The sequence below is a fragment of the Tractidigestivibacter sp. genome, assembly GCF_050946515.1.
In the GTDB taxonomy this organism is placed as follows: domain Bacteria; phylum Actinomycetota; class Coriobacteriia; order Coriobacteriales; family Atopobiaceae; genus Tractidigestivibacter.
Genome location: NZ_JBMNUX010000003.1, coordinates 1 through 18,950, shown reverse-complemented (window position 1 = coordinate 18,950; position 18,950 = coordinate 1). Strand labels below are relative to the sequence as shown.

Sequence of the window (18,950 nt, the reverse complement as noted above, 5' to 3'; positions counted from 1 at the left end):
ACCTCTCAGAACTGAGCTCGTGCCTTGCGATTGCTACCAGTTTCCTCCTTACGCGTTACGCGCCTTTTTCGGGCGTCTTACCATCCTGAGCTGTCGTCGTTCTGGAGTAAGGCGTGCCGTCAAGCGGGAGCTTCGTGCGAAGCACACCATCGACGCGCCTATACGCATTTTGCACTGCAGGAGCGGTCGGGATCGTGGCAATCTCGCCAATGCCCTTTCCGCCGTATGCCACCGGAAGGAGCTCGTCCTTCTCGACGTAGATGGCATGGATGTTGGGGATCTGAGGGGCGCGGAGAAGACCCAGCGTTCCGTAATGCGCGGTGGGGACGCTGTCCTTCAGGGGGTAGTCCTCTGTCAGGGCGTAGCCCATGCCCATAAGAACGCCGCCCTCGATCTGACCTTGGATCGCGATGGGGTTCACGACCTTGCCGGAATCGTGCGCAGCGTAGACCTCGCTGACGCGACGGTTCTTGTCCAAGACCACCAGGTGCGTGGCGAAGCCATAGCAGATGTGGCTCTTGGGGTTGGGCTTGTCGGCGCCCAGCTTGTCCGTGGGCTCCAAGTACTCGTAGTAGAACTCGCAGCCCTCAAGGGCGGCAAGGGCAGCCTTCGGGTCCTTGGCCGTGCGGGTATGGCCAGCCGTAAGCTCCACGGGGTCGGTCTCGTACTGAGTGCCGTCCTCAAAGTGGAACGTCTTGCCGTCGCCGCCAGCGTTGACGGGACCCTCGGGAAGCACGCCCTCCTCTTCCCAGCGAACCATGGCGTCGCGCAGCAGGAAGGCGGCGCCACGGACAGCCTCGCCGGTGACGACCGTCTGGCGGGAGCCAGAGGTGGTGCCGGAGTCAGGAGCAGCCTCGGTGGAGCACTCGCCGTTCTCGATGAGCGCCTTAGGAAGGCCGCAAGCCTCGGCCACGTCCTGCTGGAAGACGGTGTTGCAGCCTTGGCCGATGTCAGAGGTTGCGGAGTAGATCACAGCGCGGCCGTTCTCAACGCGGATGCGGCAGCGACCAGCGTCGGGCAGACCAACGCCGACGCCTGCGTTCTTCATGGCGCAAGCGATGCCGCAATGGTCCTTGTTGGCCTCGTAAGCATCCTTGACGGCAAGCAGCGTCTCCTTGAGGGCCGTTGAGCAGTCAGCAATCTGACCGTTGGGCAGAACCTCGCCCGGCTCGATGGCGTTGCGATAGCGAATCTCCCAAGGGCTGATTCCCACCTCGTCGGCGAGAAGGTCCATCAAGCACTCAAGGGCAAACTCGCTCTGGCAGACGCCAAAGCCACGGAACGCACCTGCAGGCGGGTTGTTGGTGTAATAGCCATAGCCGCGGATGTCGGTGTTTTGGTACTTATATGGTCCGACGGCATGCGTGCAAGCGCGCTCCAGAACAGGACCGCAAAGGCTCGCATAGGCGCCGGTGTCAAAATTGATCTCGCAGTCAAGGCCGGTCAGGATGCCATTCTCGTCGCAGCCAAGCGTGAAGGTGCCCTTCATGGCATGGCGCTTGGGGTGGAAGTTGATGGACTCCTGGCGGGTGAGCTTCACCTTGACAGGACGGTTGAAGCGATAAGCAGCAAGAGCGGAGAGGTGCTGGACGGAGACGTCCTCCTTGCCGCCAAAGCCGCCGCCCACCAGCATGGTCTGAACGACGACGCGCTCAGGCGTGTCGTCCCAGCCAAACATGTGAGCGATCTCCTTGCGGGAGTCATAAGCGCCTTGGTCGGTGGAGAAGACCTTCACGCCGTCCTTGTACGGGATGGCGACAGCGCACTCCGGCTCAAGGAACGCGTGCTCGGTGAAGGGAGTCTCAAACGTCTTGGTGACCACGTGAGCGGAGTGCTCAAGAGCCTCCTTGGCATTGCCGCGAACAACGTGGCGGCTTTGGCAGACGTTGTCCTTAAGCTGGACGCGCTTGCCAAATGCAAGGAAGTCCTTGTGGAGGATGGGGGCGCCGGGCGCCTTTGCCTCCTCGATGTTGCGGACGGGCTCAAGCGGCTCGTAGTCGATCTTCACGAGCTTCTTGGCCTTCTCGAGGGTCTTGGGGTCCTCGGCAACAACAAGGCAGATGGCGTCGCCCACGCAGCGGGTGATGTCGCCCTCGGCAATGAAGACGTCCCAATCCTGGATAAGATGGCCGACCTCGTTGACAGGCACGTCCTTGGCCGTGAGAACGCCCACGACGCCAGGAAGAGCCTCTGCCTTGGAGGTATCGATCTTAAGAACGCGGGCGCGCGGGTACTTGGAGCGGATGGCAGAGCCATACGCCATGCCCGGGAGGTCCGTCTCGTTCAGGTCGTCGGGATACTTGCCGTAGCCCAGGACCTTGCGGCGCACGTCCACGCGGAAGGCACGATCGCCCACGCCGTACTTGTCGCCGCGCTCAAGGGCCTCGTCAATCTGAGCCTCGCCGCGAAGAACCTTGGCGGCCAGCATGATGCCCTCGATGATCTTCTTGTAGCCGGTGCAGCGGCAGATGTTGCCGCGGATTGCTGTCTTGACCTCGTCCTCGGTCGGGTTGGGGTTAGAGCGCACAAGGGCAGCGCCGCTCATGACCATTCCAGGGATGCAGAAGCCGCACTGGACGGCTCCCACAGCGCCGAACGCGTAGACAAAGGCGTCCTTCTCGGCGTCGGTCAAGCCCTCAACGGTAAGGATCTGGCGGCCTTGCGCAAGCTTGGTGGTCATGACGCAGCCCTTGGTGGCAATGCCGTCGATGACCACGGTGCAGGTGCCGCAAGCGCCCTCAGAGCAGCCGTCCTTGACGGAGGTCAGATGAAGGTCGTCGCGCAGATAACGGAGAAGCGACTTGTTCTCGTCGGTCGAGCGCTCCTCGCCATTGACATAAAAAGTGTACTTTCCCATCGTGACTTCCCTCTAGAACGCCTTTGAAACAAGACCGTGCGCGTCGTGGATGACCCCCATGGGGCACTTGGTGGCGCACATGCCGCAAGCAATGCAGTTGTCGCTGTTGATGACCGGTCGGTTGTCCACAACGTGGATGCCGTCGGACGTGCAGGCGCGCTCGCACGCGCCGCAGGCGATGCAAGCAGAGGAGCAGAACTCCTTGGCCTGCTTGCCCGCCAAGCGGCTCGCGCAGAGCGGTTGAATAGTTGCACCTGCGGGCTCGAGGGAGATGATTTCCTGCGGGCACGCCTTAGCGCACAGACCACAACCAACGCACTTGCTGCGGTCAACGTGAGCAACGCCAAACTCGTTGAAGGAGATGGCGCCCTTTCTGCATGCCCGCTCACAAGCACCGCAGCCGACACAGCCATACTCGCAGACCTTCCCCATGTCGGGACCGCCCCAACAGTGAACGACTGCGTACATCTTCTTTCGAGCCATAGATGCTTACCTCGCCATCAGATAGGAATAGTTGTCACGCACGGCAAGGATGGTGGCGCGGACGCCCTCGGGCAGGCCGCAGCTGGGGTCGTCCACGTTATAGGCGGCCACATTGCCGTCGAGCCTCACGAGCATTCCGCCATTCTCGGGCAGGAAGCCCTCGTTCTCGGAGTTGTCGAAGTCCTCGCGGCTCCAGAACAGGGTGAGCTTGTCCTTGTACGGACGGCCCTCGCTGTACGGGCAGAACACGGCGCAGTTGCCGCACTCGTTGCACATGCCGTCGACGTGAACGATCTGACGCTCGCGCATGCCAGGAACGCGGATGGCGACGTTGGCGCGGTTCGGGCAGACCTCAACGCAGGTCTCGCAGACGGTCGGGCAGCCCAGGCAGCGGGTCTTGGCGAGGGAAGCGACCTCGGCCTCAAGCGAGCCGCGGTTGGCAAGCACGTTGTCGTAGTCCTCGCGGATGTTGGTCTGATCCTTGCCGGAGAAGTCGAAGCCGCTGATGGCTGTTGCGACAACCTGCGCGTCGGCAATGGCCTTGACCACGGTTGCAGGACCGCGGCGGCAGTCGCCCACGGCAAAGACGTGCTCGACGGTGGTCTGGAGGTTGTCGTCCACAACCGGGCGACCCTTCTTGTCAAGCTCGCAGCCAGTGGTGGCATAAAGGCCATCCTCGATGCGCTCGCCAACGGCCGTGATGACGGCGGTGGCAGGAACGGTCGTGGTCTCGCCGGTGGACTCGGGGGCGCGGCGACCGGAGGCGTCGGGAGCGCCGAGCTTCATGACGTCGCAGGTCAGCTTGCCGTCGGCAAGGTCGCCAGGGGCAAGGAGCTCCATGAACTCAACGCCGTCGTCAAGGGTCATCTGCAGCTCTTCCTCGTCGGCTGGCATGTAGCGACGGGTGCGACGGTAGACAAGGCGCACGTTCTTGACGCCGGGCACGCGCTTTGCGGCACGGGCGACGTCCATGGCGGTGTTGCCGCCGCCGATGACGACGACGTCGGAGCCAAGGTCTAAAGACGCGGGGTCAGCCTTGAAGGCCTCGAGGAACTCGAGGGCGTCCAGGGCATGTCCGCTCTTGAGGGCAGGGCGACCAGGAGCCCAAGCTCCAATGGCCACGACGACGTCGGTGAAGCCCTGGGACAGAAGCTCGCGGGCGTCGGTGACGTTGGCGTCGGTCTTGAACGTTGCGCCATAGGCGGAGCAGAGCTCCACGTCATGGTCGATGGCCTCGTCGGAGATGCGGAAGCCAGGAATCACGTGGCGGACGATGCCGCCGAGCTTTGCGGTGCGCTCGAAGACGGTGACGTCCACGCCAGCGCGGCTGAGGAACGACGCAGCGGCAAGTCCCGCAGGGCCAGCGCCGATGACGGCAACCTTCTTGCCGTCAACGTGGCCGCGGGCAGAAAGCGTCGGCAGAACCTCAGCGAGGCCCTTCTCGGCAGCCTCGAGCTTGAACTCGCGGATGTGCACGTGCTCCTCGTAGTAGTTGCGCATGCAGGAGTTTCCGCAGGTGTGCGGGCAGATGGTGCCCGTGGTGAACGGAAGCGCGTTGCGCTCGAGGATGATGTTCAGGGCGTCGGCGTAGCGGCCCTCCTGCGTAGCGCGCAGATAGCCCGGGATGTCCTGCTTGATGGGGCAGTCCTCCCGGCACGGAGCGGTGAAGCAGTCGAGCAGCGGGAGCTTGGCGCCAACGTGGCGGTCGGGCGTCGGCTTGATGGGCTTCTTGTAGCGAGGGTTGGTGAGGGCGTCGTCCACGATCTTGGAAACGGCCTGCACGTCCACGCCGGAGAAGGGCTGGTCGTCGATGTCGGAGAGCTCGTCGACGATCTGCGAGAAGTGCTGGTAGCCGCCAGGCTTGAGCATGGTGGTGGCCATCGTGATCGGCCAGATGCCTGCGTCAACGAGCGCATGGATGTTCAGGGCGTCGGCGCCGCCGGAGTAGGAGATGCGGAGCTTCCCGTCGAACTGCTCGGAGATGCGCTTGGCGAGCGAGACGGTCAGCGGGTAGAGCGAGCGACCGGACATGTACATCTCTTCGCTGGGAAGCTCGGAGCGCGTGACGTCGACGGGGAAGGTGTTGGTGAGCTTGACGCCAAACTCGACGCCCTTCTCGCCAGCGAGCTTGATAAGGCGCTCAAGCATCGGCACGGCGTCGGCCCACTGAAGGTCGGTCGTGAAGTGATGGTCGTCAAAGACGATGTAGTCAAAGCCCAGCGAGTCGAGGGTCTTGCGCGCATAGTCATAGCCCAGAAGCGTCGGGTTGCACTTGATGTAGGTGTTGAGGCCCTTCTCGGTGATGAGGTAGGACGCGATGCGCTCAATCTCGTCGGGCGGGCAGCCGTGCAGCGTGGACTCGGTGACGGAGCGAGAGATGCGCGGCGAGATGGAGTCGACGAAGGCCTCGTCCACGTTCTGGAAGCGGTCGAGGTTGGCCTTTGCCCAAGCGATGGCCTCCTTGAAGACGGGGGTGTCGGAGGCGTCCATCATGTTGTTGATGTAGGTGTCGACCTTCTCGCCCTTGATGCCCTCGAGGTCATAGCCGACGGACATGTTGAAGACGAAGCCGTCAGGGTCTCCCAGACCGTACTCCTTGGCGATGAGCTTGCAGGCGACCCAGGCCTTCGCGTACTCGTTGAAGGCGTCGGGGACGGTGAGCTCGGTGGACCACTCGCAGTTGTAGCCCTCGTCGGAGGCCAGGATGCAGGGCTTGTTCACGCAGGCAGAAAGCTCGGCGCCGTCCATCTTCTGGACGGTCTTGAGCTCCATGAAGCGGGCGCCGGTGGCGTACGCGGCAATGATGTTCTGAGCAAGCTGAGAGTTAGGGCCTGCGGCAGGGCCAACGGGGCTCTCGATACGCTCGTCGAAGATGGGGCGGGCCTTGGGGCCAAGGTGGGCAAGGCGCTTCTCGCCAAAGATCGTCCCCTGGGTCTTGTACTCGGTCAGAATCCAGTTCATCAACTGGTCGAAGGGCATCGGGCGCATGATATCGCTCATTGCGTTTCCTCTCCTAGTAATGCTCCTCCGTGGGAACTTCTCGCATGCCCGGCGCCACGGAAGATCCGGGCATGCCAACCGCCGCAGACCCCCTATGACCTGCGGCGGATTTACCACATGACGGAATTAGTACTCGCGGTCGTTGAGCTCTCCCCAGAGCTTCTTGGACTGATCCATCACAAAGGCGTCAATGCGCTCCTTGTCGATGTCGGTGAACTTGCGATCGCGATAGACCACGCGTCCGTTGACGATGGTGGTTGTGCAGTCATGGCCCTCGACGCCAAAGAGGATGTGGCCGTCGATGTTCTCGGCCATAAACGGCGTGGGCGCAGGATAGTCAAAGACGGCGACGTCGGCCGCGGCGCCAGGGGCGAGGATGCCCAGTGGCTTGCCCTGGGGCTTGGTAGCGAAGTACATGTTGGCGACCTCGGCGTTGTTCTTGAAGAGCATCGTCATGGCCTCTCCCCAACCGACGTTGGGAAGCGTGGAGTTCAGGCGCTGCAGGGGGATGAATGCCTTGAGCGACTGGAGCATGTCGTGCGTATAGGCGTCAGTACCCATGGTGACGGTGATGCCGTGCTTGAAGAACTCCAGCACGGGAGCGGTGCCCACGGCGTTGTTGGCGTTGGACTGTGGGTTGTTGACGATCTTGGTGTGGGTCTCGGCAACGATGTCCATGTCGGCCGGAGTGATGTGGATGCAGTGGCCAAGCATGGTCTTCTCGCCCAGGATCCCGTGGTCGAGCAGGCGATGGATGGAGGTGCAGCCGTGCTTCTGGGCGCTGTCGTAGACGTCGTTCATGCCCTCGCACACATGGATGTGGAAGCCGGTCAGGCCGTTGTTGGCCTCGACCATGCGGTCGAGCGTCTCGTCGGGCAGCGTGAAGAGGGCATGGCCGCCGAACATCGCGGCAATCATGTCGGAGTCCTGGTCGGCAGCCCAGCGAGCGAAGTCGGCGTTCTCCTGGATTGACTGGTCGAGCTTCTCCTTGCCGTCACGGTCGGAGACCTCGTAGCACAGGCAGGCGCGCATGCCCATCTCCTGTGCCACGTCCTTGATTGCAAAGAGCGAGCCGGGAATCTCGCGGAAGCTTGCGTGGTGATCAAAGATGGTGGTGACGCCGTTTCTGAACGACTCCATCATCGTGACGTAGGCGCAGGCGCGGGTGCCGTCAAGCGTCAGGTGGCGGTCGATGTTCCACCACTGCTGCTCGAGGTTCTCAAGGAAGTTGGTGGGGTTGCAGCCCTTGATAGAAAGGCCGCGGGCAAGGCCGGAGTAGATATGCGTATGGCAGTTGATCAGGCCGGGCATGATGATGCCGCCCTGGGCGTCGATGAATTCGGCATCCGGATAGGCCTTCTCCATGTCGGCGCGGGTGCCCACTGCCTTGATCTTGTCGTCCTCGATGACGACAGCGCCGTCCGCAATGTAGGGGTTCTTCTCGTCCCTGGTGACGACGCGACCGTTCCCAACAAGTAGCATAGGTTCCTCCTCTGCTACATGCCGCAGATCAGCTACGGCCATTCCGAATGCAGCACGACCCTCTCTTGCCGTGCCGGCCGAGTGAGGTCGCGCCGATGTCACGACCCGGGCACTCGACTACCCGAACAGCTATCTCCCAGCGACCATTTGCCGCATTGCCGTCCTCTGCACCGGACCCCACAGCATGCCGACGTGCAGCGGAATACTTGTAATTTAACCTAACAAATATTTAGGTCAATTATTGGGCCTCCCACCTCGCATACCTGAAAGCTATCGGTGTACGGTCGATTGGAGGTGCAGGCGGTACCGTTAGTTTTTAAATGAAGTAACGCTGCGCCAAACCATCGAACGTTCGTGGAATTTGTCCTTGCAAATTTTATTTAGGTCTGTATTTTTGTATGTACTACTGGTCTTTTCGCAGGTCAAACGTTCGGGTTTGCCATCTTGCCATCTAATTGGCGTTGGCTGGGTTTGTCTCCGTGAATCATTGACGGACGGGTCGTCATTATGAAGAAGTCTGAGATTGAGTTTCTATCGCGCCTCGCAAAAGGCATTGCCACTCAGTTTGGTTCGAATTGCGAGGTTGTCGTTCACGACTTGGAGTCCGAGAACCCTGACAGCACGATTGTTGCCATAGAGAATGGCCATGTGACCGGGCGCAAGCTTGGAGACGGACCGTCTAACGTCGTTCTCAAGGCGTTGAACTCTGACCCTGGCAAGCTTTCCGATCACCTTGCCTACCACACGCGCACCGAAGACGGTCGCGAGCTTCGCTCCAGCACCATCTTCTTCCGCGACAGCAGCGGCAAGCCTACGGGCATCTTCGCTATCAACTACGACTCGACGTCGCTCGTCTCGATGTCCAACACGCTCAAGGAGCTTATCTCCAGCAACGACCACGCCGAGCAGCCCGACGTCATTCCTCACAACGTCAACGACCTTCTCGACCAGCTTATCGACCAGAGCGTGGCACTTGTCGGCAAGCCCGTGGCACTCATGAGCCGCGACGACAAGGTGCGCGCAATCGGATTTTTGAACGACGCCGGCGCCTTCCTGATCACCAAGGCGGGCCAAAAGGTCTGCAATACCTTTGGCATCTCAAAGTACACGCTCTACAGCTACATGGACGAGGCGAAGGCACAAAAGGAGAAGTCCGAGGAGAAGGACAGCTAGCATATGGACTCTGATGCCGAGGCAACCGAGCTAACCAGTCGGCTTGTCTCTATCGAGAGCACGGACCCCGGAACGTACGAGGCGGACGTCGAAGGGTTTGTTCGCTCATGGCTTGACGAGCACATTGCGCTTGCCGGAAAGCTTGCGCCAGAAGTCCGCATCGAGGAGCTTGAGGCTCTGCCCGGGCGGAGCTGCCTGAGGGCAACGATTCCGGCACGAGGCGACGCGGGCGCAATCAGCACGCAAGCAACGGATTGCCCCTCCGACCTGAGCATCCTTTGCCACATGGACACCGTGCGAGAGGGAGCCGGATGGAGCGAGAAGACCCCGGCCTTCTCCCCCACCCTTATTGGCGACGAGCTGTATGGGCGCGGCTCGTGCGACATGAAAGGCGGCCTTGCTTGCGGGATGCTAGCGTTCTCGGATGCGCTTGCCGAGGTAGGCAGGCGCGGCGAGCTGCCAAGAAAGTCCGTCTCGCTTGTTTGCACTGTTGACGAGGAAGACCTGATGCGCGGGTCCGAGGCGGCCATCCGCGCTGGCTGGCTTGGGCACTCAGGCTGGGTCATGGACCTTGAGCCTACCGGAGGCGCGGCCCGGGGGTCTCACAAGGGTCGCACGTGGTTTATCGTCAAAATGCATGGCGTGACCGCGCACGCGAGCACGCCGTGGCGCGGGGCTGACGCGATTGTCGCTGCGGCCGAGGTCATCACCCGCGTTCGGGCTGAGGTGAGCGCGATGCCCGCGCATCCCGAGCTTGGCTTCTCTACGGTGACTTTCGGGCAAATCAGAGGTGGCTACAGTCCTTATGTTGTGCCCGATGAATGCGCTTTCACCATCGATCTGCGCCTAGTTCCGCCAACGACCACGACCGACGCGCGTGCGCTGATCGAGGGCGCCATTCGCGATGCCGAGAAAGCCGTTCCTGGAGCGCATGGCGAACTTGAGTGCACGGGCGACAGACCGGCAATCGTGCTGCCCCAGAGTTCGGAGCTGCTTCGCGCCCTGTCGGCCGCCTGCGAGAAGGTCACGGGCAAGGCCGTCGAGACCGACGTCTTTACCGGATACACCGACTCCGCCGTTGTAGCTGGCACCTGTAACAATCCAGAATGCCTTTCGTACGGACCGGGAGATCTGGAGCTTGCACACAAACCAAACGAGCGCGTGCCCGTGGCTGACCTCGCACGGGTTCGCGCGGTTGTCTCGCAACTGGTGACGGACCTGTTCTAATCCGCTGCGTCGCGTGATTGCGCCCTCCTCCGCGCCTGCCAGGCTGCGCGACCTCTGATGCCCTCACAACAGGGCCCGCCGACTCTGGTGCCCCGTGCCAACTTGCGCGACTTCTGATGCTGGGGGTCGCCAGGTTGCGCGACTTCTGATGCCCGTTTTGCCAGGTTACGCGACTTCTGATGCTCGGCCTGCCAGATTGCGCGACTTCTGATGCCGCAGAAGTCGCGCAAGTTGTCAGTGACGCGTTGTGTGGGGCCGCAAGGGAAATGATGCTGCTCATCGTGTGGGGCGGGCTTCTCGCCCAGCTCTCCTACCTGCGCCTTCCCTGCGCTTGCAGTTCTATTGTGCGGAATGCGGCGAAGGGAACTGAGAGGCCTTCGCGTTGTGTGGGGCTCTTCGCCTGCGAGGCGGACTCCCGACGAGAGCGATTCAGCTAAGCCGCAGGTAGAGAAATGGCATGCTGCAGGTAGCAATCGCGGCAGCCCCACACGATGGAACGACGCCGAGCCGCCGACCGCGCAGTCCCGCACGACGTGACTCGCGACCTGCGGAAACGCCCATTACCCCCGCACGTCAGAAGAAGCCGATTCGCCGCCGGTCCCACACTATGGCGATGGCAGGCTGTGGCAATGGCAGGCAAGCCAATGTTGCGGCGCCGGCGGCAGAGGGGCTTGGAGGGCAAGACCTCAAAAAGGATCTAGCGAATGAAGTTCATCCAGTTGCTGTGCTCAACGACAGGGTCTTTGATGCCCGCGTCGCGCCCGGCTTCTATGCACTTCAGAATCCACGCCATGTTGCGCCCAAGGTTTCGCATGGTTTGCAAACCCTCAGTATCCTGCTCGGCCTCGCCATGCTTTTGTCCGTAAACCATATTCCAGTAGGTCGAGCCCACGGTGATCATGCTCGAGATGCCAAAGTACTTGTTCATGACATCAAAGCTTGAAGAGATGCCGCCACGGCGGGCAATCACCACAGACGCGCCGGGTTTGAACGCAAAGTTGCCTCCCTGGCTATAGAAAACCCGGTCGAGAAATGACTGGATCCTGCCCGTTGGGTGTCCGTAATAGACTGGAGTACCAAAGACGAAGCCGTCAGCTTCCTTTGCCTTTGCGGCGAATTCGTTTACGGGGTCGTCGTCGAAGACGCACCTGCCGTCTCTAGAGCACTTATGGCAGCTGATGCAGTCTCGGATGGGGCTCGTTGGCAAGTGGAAAATCTCGTAGTCGATGCCCTCTTCTGCAAGCGTCTTTCCGACCTCATTAAGCGCAATAGCGGTATTTCCAGTAGTGGTCATGCCGCTATTAAGCATCAAAACTTTCACTATCTCTCCTCTCCTCGACAATTTATTCAACAGTGATTATCGCACGAGAAGAGATTTTGCTACACCATCTGCTCGGGATGAAAGACTTCGTCAAAACGCTCTGCCGTCAAAAAGCCAAGCTCAACGCAGGCGTCGCGCAAACTCGTGCCATCCTCAAACGCCTTATGTGCCACCTTAGCCGCATTCTCGTAGCCAATGTAGGGGCTCAGGCAGGTGACGAGCATGAGCGAACGGTGTAGGTTCTCGTCCATTTTCGTGCGTATAGGCTCAATGCCGCGAACGCAGCGCTTGTCAAAACTTTTTATGACATCGGACAGCAGGCGGACGGACTGCAGAAAGTCGTAGGCAATCACTGGCATAAAAACGTTCAGCTCGAAGTTGCCCTGGCTGGCAGCAAAGCCAATCGTGGCGTCGTTGCCCATCACCTGCACGGCCACCATCGTGACCGCCTCGCACTGCGTCGGGTTCACCTTGCCCGGCATAATCGAGCTTCCCGGCTCGTTGGCGGGAATGCGAATCTCTCCCAAGCCGCAGCGTGGACCGGAGACAAGCCAGCGCACATCGTTTGCAATCTTCATCATGTTGGCTGCCAAGGTGCGAAGCGCACCATGAGAGAAGGAGACAGCGTCCTTGCCGGAAAGCGCTGCAAACTTGTTGGGCGCCGAGACGAACGGCTCTCCGGTAAGCTGCGCAACTTCTGACGCGACTGCATCGGCAAAGCCTTCCGGAGCATTAAGCCCGGTTCCGACGGCCGTTCCGCCAAGCGCTAGGCGGTAGAGCCCCGGCAGGGTAGCGAGAATCTCTTCGCGCGAATTCTCGAGAAGCCCCCTCCAGCCGGAAATCTCTTGGGAGAAAGCGATGGGCACGGCATCCTGCAGGTGGGTGCGACCGCACTTGATGACTCCGGCGTTGCTCCCCTCAAGCTGCCGCAGCGTATGGACCATCTGGTCAATGGCTGGAATGAGCTGCTGCTTTATAGAAATCACAGCAGCGATATGCATTGCCGTTGGAAAGGTGTCGTTTGAGCTTTGGCTCATGTTGACGGTGTCGTTGGGGTGCAGCCTGCGCTCGCCGGCAATCTGGTTGCCACGGTTTGCGATGACCTCGTTCACGTTCATGTTCGACTGCGTGCCAGACCCGGTCTGCCAAACCACAAGCGGGAAGTTGTCATCCAGCTTGCCGGCGAGAATCTCGTCCGCAACCTGGCTGATAAGGTCGCAATCCTGTTGATCGAGCTTCCCAAGAGAGCAGTTGGCACGCGCAGCCGCCTTCTTAAGCACCGCAAATGCGCGGATGATTTCTTTTGGCATCCGCTCGCCGCCGATGGGGAAATTCTCATGGCTGCGCTGGGTTTGGGCACCCCACAAGGCATCGGCAGGCACCCGCATCTCTCCCATAGAGTCGTGCTCGATGCGAAAACCCGCTTCTGCCTTGGCCATGACTACTCCTCCTGGCTGCCATCTGGGTCGTTTGCTGCGTCATCGGCTTCGGCGCCTCCGGCGTCCGCGCCGACTGCCTCCTCGGCCTCGCCGGCCTCGTCCTCGACGATGTCCTTCTCGACAAGGTTTACGGGCTCGGCCCTCTCGGCTACGACGGCCTCGCGGTCCTCTTCCTCAAGAACCTGCTGGTCTTCCTCGACGGCGTCGCGCGCGTCGGGCTCGCGGCGGCGGATGCCAGTCACAATAGCGGAGCTGACCTCCTCTTGATCGCGGGCAACAACGCCCAGGTCAGCACGCACGCCGCGAAAGCGCGGGCTGTGCTGGAACTCATGCGCCAAAGAGGCGTTCACACGGGCATTGTCCAGCTCGCCAAGGTCCTTCTGGATTTCGTCCATGTACTGGCTCATCTGCGCGCGCTCGTCGCCTAGCACAACGCCCAGCCGGTTGGCCACATAGTGAACTTCCTTGGCGTCAACGCGAGCAGAATGAACCGCGTCGGCATCGCTCAAATCGATGCCAAAGAGCCGGTTGTCGACCGCCTCAAGCTCTTGGTCGAAGCGAGCCTGAAGGTCGCGCTCTGTCAGACCGCTTGCTTGAACGGACTTCTTCCAGTGAATGGCATGCAGGTCGCGAAGGGCGTCGCCCAGCTTGCGGCGAACCTTATGCTTGCGCACATAGGCCAAAAACGACTCGCACTCAAGCTGGCGCTCCTTGGCGCATGCAACGGGAAGCAGGCTGTTATCGCCCAGCTCGCCAGTCTCAACGAGGTCGTCGACGCAGCCTGACAGGATGTCGATGCAGCGCATGCGGAGCGAGGCGTCCTGCACGTCGCGAAGCGCCTTGTCAACGCGCTCTTCTTGCTTCTTGGAAATCCACGGGCGCAGGAACGAAGAGATGGAGCGCTGGCGGCGCACCGCAATGCGGAAGTCGCGCAGCGCGTCTACGTCGGTTGGGTCCTCAAGAAATGCCTCGGCCTTGGCAGAGAGCTCGTCCGCACAAGACGCGACGGCGTCCTCGATTGAGACGAGCGACTCAAAGAGCGCGTCCTGAGGTCCCGCAACGTACCAGAGGAGCTTTGCGTGAGCCCCCTCGCAATCGGGCATGCGCAGCGCAATGGCCGAGCCTGTTTCGAGCGAAATGTCGGCGCCAAGCAAGCGCGACGCAATGGCGTTGAGCGAGGGCACGTGACCGACGATAACGACGGTCTTCTCCTTCGAAGCGGCAATCTGACCGAGAATGACGTCCACATCCTGCTCGTAGAGGGCCTCGGAAACCTCGATGTCGCTTGCGCCCAGCGCATCGGCCACGTACTGCGCCGTCTGCATAGCCCTTATGGCCGAGCTGCACCAAACGTGGACGTCGTCCTCCTCGTCCATAAGAGAAAAAGTTCTAGGGTAAGCGGTCCTCAATGCATGAGTGGCACCATTGGTTAGCTGCCTGTCCTTGTCAGAAACGCCCTCGGCGGCCTTTTCGGCTCTACCATGACGCACAAGAACGAGAGTCTTGACCATGACTTAACCTCCGCCTTTCAAAAAGTGAAAACACAAGGTATTAGGATACCAGTCTGAGGCGGCTTGGATTGTAAGGTCCTGACTACTGTCGGCTCAACGAACACAGACCTCGGCTAAGTGCTATGCGCCCAAAATGGCAAGGTAAACAAGTTCAAAGACGCTCGTAATCACAAGCGCCGCCGCCGAGGCAATCACGAGCATCACCTGCCACGAAAGATGTCCCTCTCGTTTCATCAGGGGATCTTTGCCCTCGGCCTTTGCCTGGCGAACGCGGGGGGCGTACTCGTCGCCATAGAAGAGCATGGCCCCTCCGCCAATGAGAATGCCGAGAGCGGACAAGATGTAGAGGATCTTCCGGACCCAGTCGCCGGCTTGAACCGCATCAAAGCCGGACGTAAGAAACGCGAAAATGAATATCAGAACACCAAGGCCCAGCGTCACAAGTACGCCGTATTCTAACGCCTTGGTTACGTCTTTGAGTCGCTCAGAACGGTGAATTACCATGTAGACTCCGTTATCGTCACGATTGCGGTACCAATCATTGATACCATAAGTCAAGCTATCGACCATTGAGGCTACTGCCAAGTACGAAAACAGGGGGGCAAATAACCATGAATCGAGAGCAAGTCACCATCCACAGCAAGAGCCTTAGCAAGGACATGAACGTCCTGATTTACGGAAAAGCCGGTTGGCCCATGATTGTCTTCCAGCCTGAAGGCATGATGAGCAACAGCTTCGAGGACAACGGCCTTCTCGAGAGCGTCGCCGACTACATTGACGCAGGCACCATCCAGGTGTTTAGCGTCGACTCCGTTGATTCCGAGGGCTGGTCTGCGCGTGGTGGCAACAACGAGCTGCGCACCGACGTGATCGAGTCCTACTACGACTTTGTCTGCAACGAGGTCGTGCCCCTGGTTGCCGAGCGCAACGAGTCTGGTCGTCGTCCGCTGACCGCCGGCTGCAGCCTTGGCGCAACCCACGCGATGATCGCCGTCCTGCGCCGTCCGGACCTCTTCCAGGGCTGCATCGCGCTTTCCGGTGGCTATGACGCATCGTACTTCTTCGGCGATTGGATGAACGAGAAGCTCTATCTGAACTCTCCCGTCAGCTTCCTGCCCAACACGCCCGAGAACCATCCCTACCTTGACCTGTATCGCAAGCGTCAGTTTGCCGTCTGCACTGGTCAGGGAGAGGGCGAAGAGGAGAGCATCCGCACGCAGCGCCTGCTAGAGCAGGACTTCCGCGACCTCAACGTCGACGCTTGGTTCGACTATTGGGGAACCGACGTCAACCATGACTGGTACTGGTGGAAAAAGCAGCTTCGTTACTTCCTCCCGTATGTGATCGAGGACGCAGAGAAGACCACTGCCGACGAAGCGCCTGCCGCCCCCGCAAAGAAGACAGCCGCCAAGAAGGCTTCCGCGACCAAGAAGACCGCTCCTAAGACCGCAGCCAAGAAGGCCTCCGCAAAGACCACCAAGGCAGCAACTGCCGCTAAGGCAGAGGCTGCTAAGCCGGCAGCCAAGGCTGCTGCGACCTCCAAGACCGCAGCCGCGAAGGCAGCCGAGAAGAAGCCCGCAGCTGCAGCCAAGACCGCAGCCGCGAAGACGGCTCCCGCAAAGAAGGCCTCGGCCACGTCCAAGAGCGCCGCGACCAAGAAGCAGGCTGCCAAGAAGGCTGAGCCTGCCGCCAAGACCGCAGCTTCCCCTGCCAAGAAGGCTGAGCCTGCCGCCAAGACCGCAGCCGCCAAGAGCACCACTGCTGCAGCTGCCGCAAAGCCTGCCGCCAAGAAGACCGCAACGGCATCCAAGGCCGCAGCCGCAAAGAAGCCGGCTGCCAAGTCCACGGCGACTGCAAAGAAGCCAGCCGCCAAGAAGGCCGCAACGACCAAGAAGACCAGCAGCAAATAGCGTATTTCTGCTACATAGGAAAAGCGACTAACGGCCCCGTGCGCAGTCCTTCTCGCGCCGGGGCTTTCTTATATTCGCCAAATCCCGCCACCTTCCCCCGCCAACCCTGAGGACAGAGAACCACCCTGGAGCCGGAAACCCAAACGACAAAGTGGTGCGTTATTCTCTAGGCAAGCGCGTGAGAAACAGGGGGTCACGCCATGAATTTCGCCTTCATATCGCCACAGTTCCCAGAGACGTACTGGCTCTGGTGCGCCCGCTTGAAAGAGTGCGGCGCAACGGTACTGGGCATTGGGGACACGCCAACGGAGAATCTGTCACAGCAGGTGCTCTCCTCGCTCGACGAGTACTATTACGTGCCAACGCTCGAGGACTATGACCAGGTCTTTCGAGCGGTGGCGTACCTCTCGTGGCGCTATGGGCACATGGACTGGATTGAGTCAATGAACGAGCACTGGCTCTCACTTGACGCTCGTCTACGTGACGACTTTCATGTAACCACAGGCGCGTCAGCCTCACAAATGGCCGTCTGGCAGTCAAAGGCACAGATGAAGACGCTTTACGCTCGCTCGGGCGTGCCATCGGCCAGACAGGTGCGCATGGGCTCGCTCGACGAGACAAGAGGAGCAATTCAATCGTGGGGAGGTTACCCCATCTTTGCAAAGCCCGAGGTGGGCGTCGGAGCAGCAGGCGGGCACAAGCTGAACAACGAGGGCGAGCTCAAGGCCCTTATGGACCGCTGCTGGTACGAGCATGCTGCCCCCTACGTCTTGGAGGAATTCGTCCCGGCGAGTGCAATCGTCGCCTATGACGCGATTCTTGACTCTCAGGGAAATCCTCTCTTCGAGAACCAGGAGGAGTTTCCTCCTTCGATGTCAGACATCGCTTCGCAGGGACTTGACCTTACATACTTCTCACGACCAGACGTTGATCCGCGCTTGCTTAAGATTGGCCGTGCCACAGCTCGCGGATTTGGCATCACGCGTCGATTCGTGCACATGGAATTCTTCCGTCTGGCCGAAGACCGTCCCAGTCTGGGGCAAGCCGGCGACTATGTCGGACTTGAAGTCAACTGCCGCCCAACCGGTGGCTACACACCGGACATGATGAACTTCGCTCATTCCACCGATGTCTATCGCATATGGGCAGAGATGGTCTGCTTTGACCAAAGGCGGTCAGGGCCCGATGGAAGGGGCTGGCTTTGCGTCTATGCAGGCAGGCGAAAGGGACGCCAGTACGCGCACGCCCACGATGAGATTCTCTCTACTTGGGAAAACGAACTCGTGATGCAGCAAGAGGTACCGGCGGCGCTCTCTAATGATATGGGCGACTATATGTATGTGGCACGAGTCGATTCTGAGGAGCGCCTGCATGAATTTTCAAGCTATGTCCATGCACCAAAGAACAAGTAAGGAGCATGTATGCAAATAAGAAGAGCAACTAATGCAGACATCCCCGGACTGGATAAGTGCCTCTCGCAGGTCCTGTCGGTCCACGCAAACGGAAGACCCGACCTCTTTCGCGCAGGAACGAGAAAGTACACCGACGAGGAGCTCAAGGAAATCATCGCCGACGATGACCGCCCCATCTTTGTGGCCGTCGAGAATAACGCCGCTCCGGGCGAGATTCTGGGCTATGGCTTTTGCGTCGTGCAGGACTTCACGCACTCAAACAACATGCAGCCCATCCGCTCGCTGTACATCGATGACATCTGCGTGGACGAGAATGCTCGCGGAAAGCACGTTGGCACGGCCATCTACCAGCATATTATTGACTTTGCACGAAAGGGAGGATTCCACAACGTGACGCTCAACGTGTGGGAATGCAATCCCGGCGCGCGCGCCTTCTATGAGGCAATGGGGATGTCAGTGCAAAAGACGTGCATGGAGCAGGTGCTGTAGCGCTCAACAGGCAGACGTATAAGGGCTCTTGAGGCTCGGGAGTTCCCGAGCCTTTTTCTTTTTTCGACAACGCATTGGTCCGCCCAGGTGTTTTTTGGACTTGTGTCTAATTTAAAGCATATTTTAAGTTATTTGTTCGGCGCTTATGCCGTCCGCCCTATACTCTACGCCAGACTTAGGTTTGTGATGTTTGCATATTAGCTGCGAGCTTAATATAGGCTGGAAATGCATATTAATGGAAATTTTTATTAAGCAATCATCAAGCTTTTTTTGACGACACGTTGAGAGAAGGACGCGAATTCATGGCAAGGCACAGCGAAAAGCCATCAAGGAGGGGGTTTCTGAGGCGCCTATCAGAGCACAAGATTGGACCCTTCACGCTTGATGCCATTGTCGTTGCGCTAGTCATCATCCTGATTTTTTCTCTATTGATTGTGGTGCTTGGCTACATTTTGGGACATGTAACTCCGCAGACGCTCAAGACCATTGATGAGGTTGTCCCCCACTCTGCGCGAGACGTTACGCAAAAGACGTTCAGTACGGCCGCTTGCTCTTAGCAGAAGAAGGGCAAGGCCCGAAAATAGGGCATGGGAACTGCTCGCACGAGTCCGTGCAGGTCTTCCGCCATGCAATGCAAGGTTTGCCC

At 59.9% G+C, this 18,950-nt stretch carries 14 protein-coding genes; 6 read left to right on the top strand and 8 right to left on the bottom strand.

Translation table 11 applies throughout. The features are described 5' to 3' along the window. Nucleotides 1-55 precede the first annotated feature (55 nt). The 4 genes from xdh to ssnA all read right to left on the bottom strand — a co-directional run bounded on the left by xdh (nucleotide 56) and on the right by ssnA (nucleotide 7,822). Entirely contained in the window at nucleotides 56-2,857 is a 2,802-nt protein-coding gene (gene xdh, locus ACOYJL_RS02385; protein ID WP_433568610.1) for a selenium-dependent xanthine dehydrogenase, read from the bottom strand. Nucleotides 2,858-2,869: 12 nt separating this feature from the next. Next, nucleotides 2,870-3,340, bottom strand: coding sequence for a 4Fe-4S binding protein (locus ACOYJL_RS02380; protein WP_433568609.1), 471 nt, complete (start codon nucleotides 3,338-3,340; stop codon nucleotides 2,870-2,872). A 6-nt stretch (nucleotides 3,341-3,346) separates the two neighbouring features. Next, nucleotides 3,347-6,340 (bottom strand): putative selenate reductase subunit YgfK, encoded by a 2,994-nt coding sequence (gene ygfK / locus ACOYJL_RS02375; protein ID WP_433568608.1) that lies wholly within the window; start codon nucleotides 6,338-6,340, stop codon nucleotides 3,347-3,349. Between the two features lie 126 nt (nucleotides 6,341-6,466). Further along, the gene (ssnA, locus tag ACOYJL_RS02370) at nucleotides 6,467-7,822 is read right to left on the bottom strand and encodes a putative aminohydrolase SsnA (protein ID WP_433568607.1); all 1,356 of its coding nucleotides are present in this window, start codon (nucleotides 7,820-7,822) and stop codon (nucleotides 6,467-6,469) included. A gap of 507 nt (nucleotides 7,823-8,329) precedes the next feature. On the opposite strand from ssnA, the gene ACOYJL_RS02365 reads away from it, so the two are divergent. After that, complete coding sequence (locus ACOYJL_RS02365) at nucleotides 8,330-8,995, top strand: helix-turn-helix transcriptional regulator (protein ID WP_433568606.1); 666 nt, start codon at nucleotides 8,330-8,332, stop codon at nucleotides 8,993-8,995. A gap of 3 nt (nucleotides 8,996-8,998) precedes the next feature. Further along, the gene (locus ACOYJL_RS02360; protein WP_433568605.1) at nucleotides 8,999-10,222 is read left to right on the top strand and encodes a M20 family metallopeptidase; all 1,224 of its coding nucleotides are present in this window, start codon (nucleotides 8,999-9,001) and stop codon (nucleotides 10,220-10,222) included. Between the two features lie 697 nt (nucleotides 10,223-10,919). On the opposite strand, the gene ACOYJL_RS02355 is transcribed toward ACOYJL_RS02360, so the two are convergent. The 4 genes from ACOYJL_RS02355 to ACOYJL_RS02340 form a co-directional block, all read right to left on the bottom strand. After that, nucleotides 10,920-11,543 carry a flavodoxin family protein gene (locus tag ACOYJL_RS02355; RefSeq protein WP_433568604.1) on the bottom strand — a complete coding sequence of 208 codons (624 nt, stop codon included), beginning with the start codon at nucleotides 11,541-11,543 and terminating at the stop codon, nucleotides 10,920-10,922. A gap of 59 nt (nucleotides 11,544-11,602) precedes the next feature. Further along, entirely contained in the window at nucleotides 11,603-12,982 is a 1,380-nt protein-coding gene (gene fumC / locus ACOYJL_RS02350; protein WP_433568603.1) for a class II fumarate hydratase, read from the bottom strand. A 2-nt stretch (nucleotides 12,983-12,984) separates the two neighbouring features. Then, entirely contained in the window at nucleotides 12,985-14,493 is a 1,509-nt protein-coding gene (locus tag ACOYJL_RS02345; RefSeq protein WP_433568602.1) for a CHAD domain-containing protein, read from the bottom strand. Nucleotides 14,494-14,613: 120 nt separating this feature from the next. Beyond that, on the bottom strand, nucleotides 14,614-14,997 hold the full coding sequence (locus tag ACOYJL_RS02340) for a hypothetical protein (RefSeq protein WP_433568601.1): 384 nt from the start codon (nucleotides 14,995-14,997) through the stop codon (nucleotides 14,614-14,616). Between the two features lie 107 nt (nucleotides 14,998-15,104). On the opposite strand from ACOYJL_RS02340, the gene ACOYJL_RS02335 reads away from it, so the two are divergent. The 4 genes from ACOYJL_RS02335 (at nucleotide 15,105) to ACOYJL_RS02320 (ending at nucleotide 18,861) form a co-directional block, all read left to right on the top strand. Next, nucleotides 15,105-16,403, top strand: coding sequence for an esterase family protein (locus ACOYJL_RS02335; RefSeq protein WP_433568600.1), 1,299 nt, complete (start codon nucleotides 15,105-15,107; stop codon nucleotides 16,401-16,403). 200 nt (nucleotides 16,404-16,603) lie between these two features. Next, nucleotides 16,604-17,815 (top strand): ATP-grasp domain-containing protein, encoded by a 1,212-nt coding sequence (locus tag ACOYJL_RS02330; protein ID WP_433568599.1) that lies wholly within the window; start codon nucleotides 16,604-16,606, stop codon nucleotides 17,813-17,815. Nucleotides 17,816-17,824: 9 nt separating this feature from the next. Then, nucleotides 17,825-18,304, top strand: a complete 480-nt coding sequence (locus ACOYJL_RS02325; protein ID WP_433568598.1) for an N-acetyltransferase family protein — start codon at nucleotides 17,825-17,827, stop codon at nucleotides 18,302-18,304. A 302-nt stretch (nucleotides 18,305-18,606) separates the two neighbouring features. Beyond that, nucleotides 18,607-18,861, top strand: a complete 255-nt coding sequence (locus ACOYJL_RS02320) for a hypothetical protein (protein ID WP_433568597.1) — start codon at nucleotides 18,607-18,609, stop codon at nucleotides 18,859-18,861. The last annotated feature ends 89 nt before the right edge of the window (nucleotides 18,862-18,950 follow it).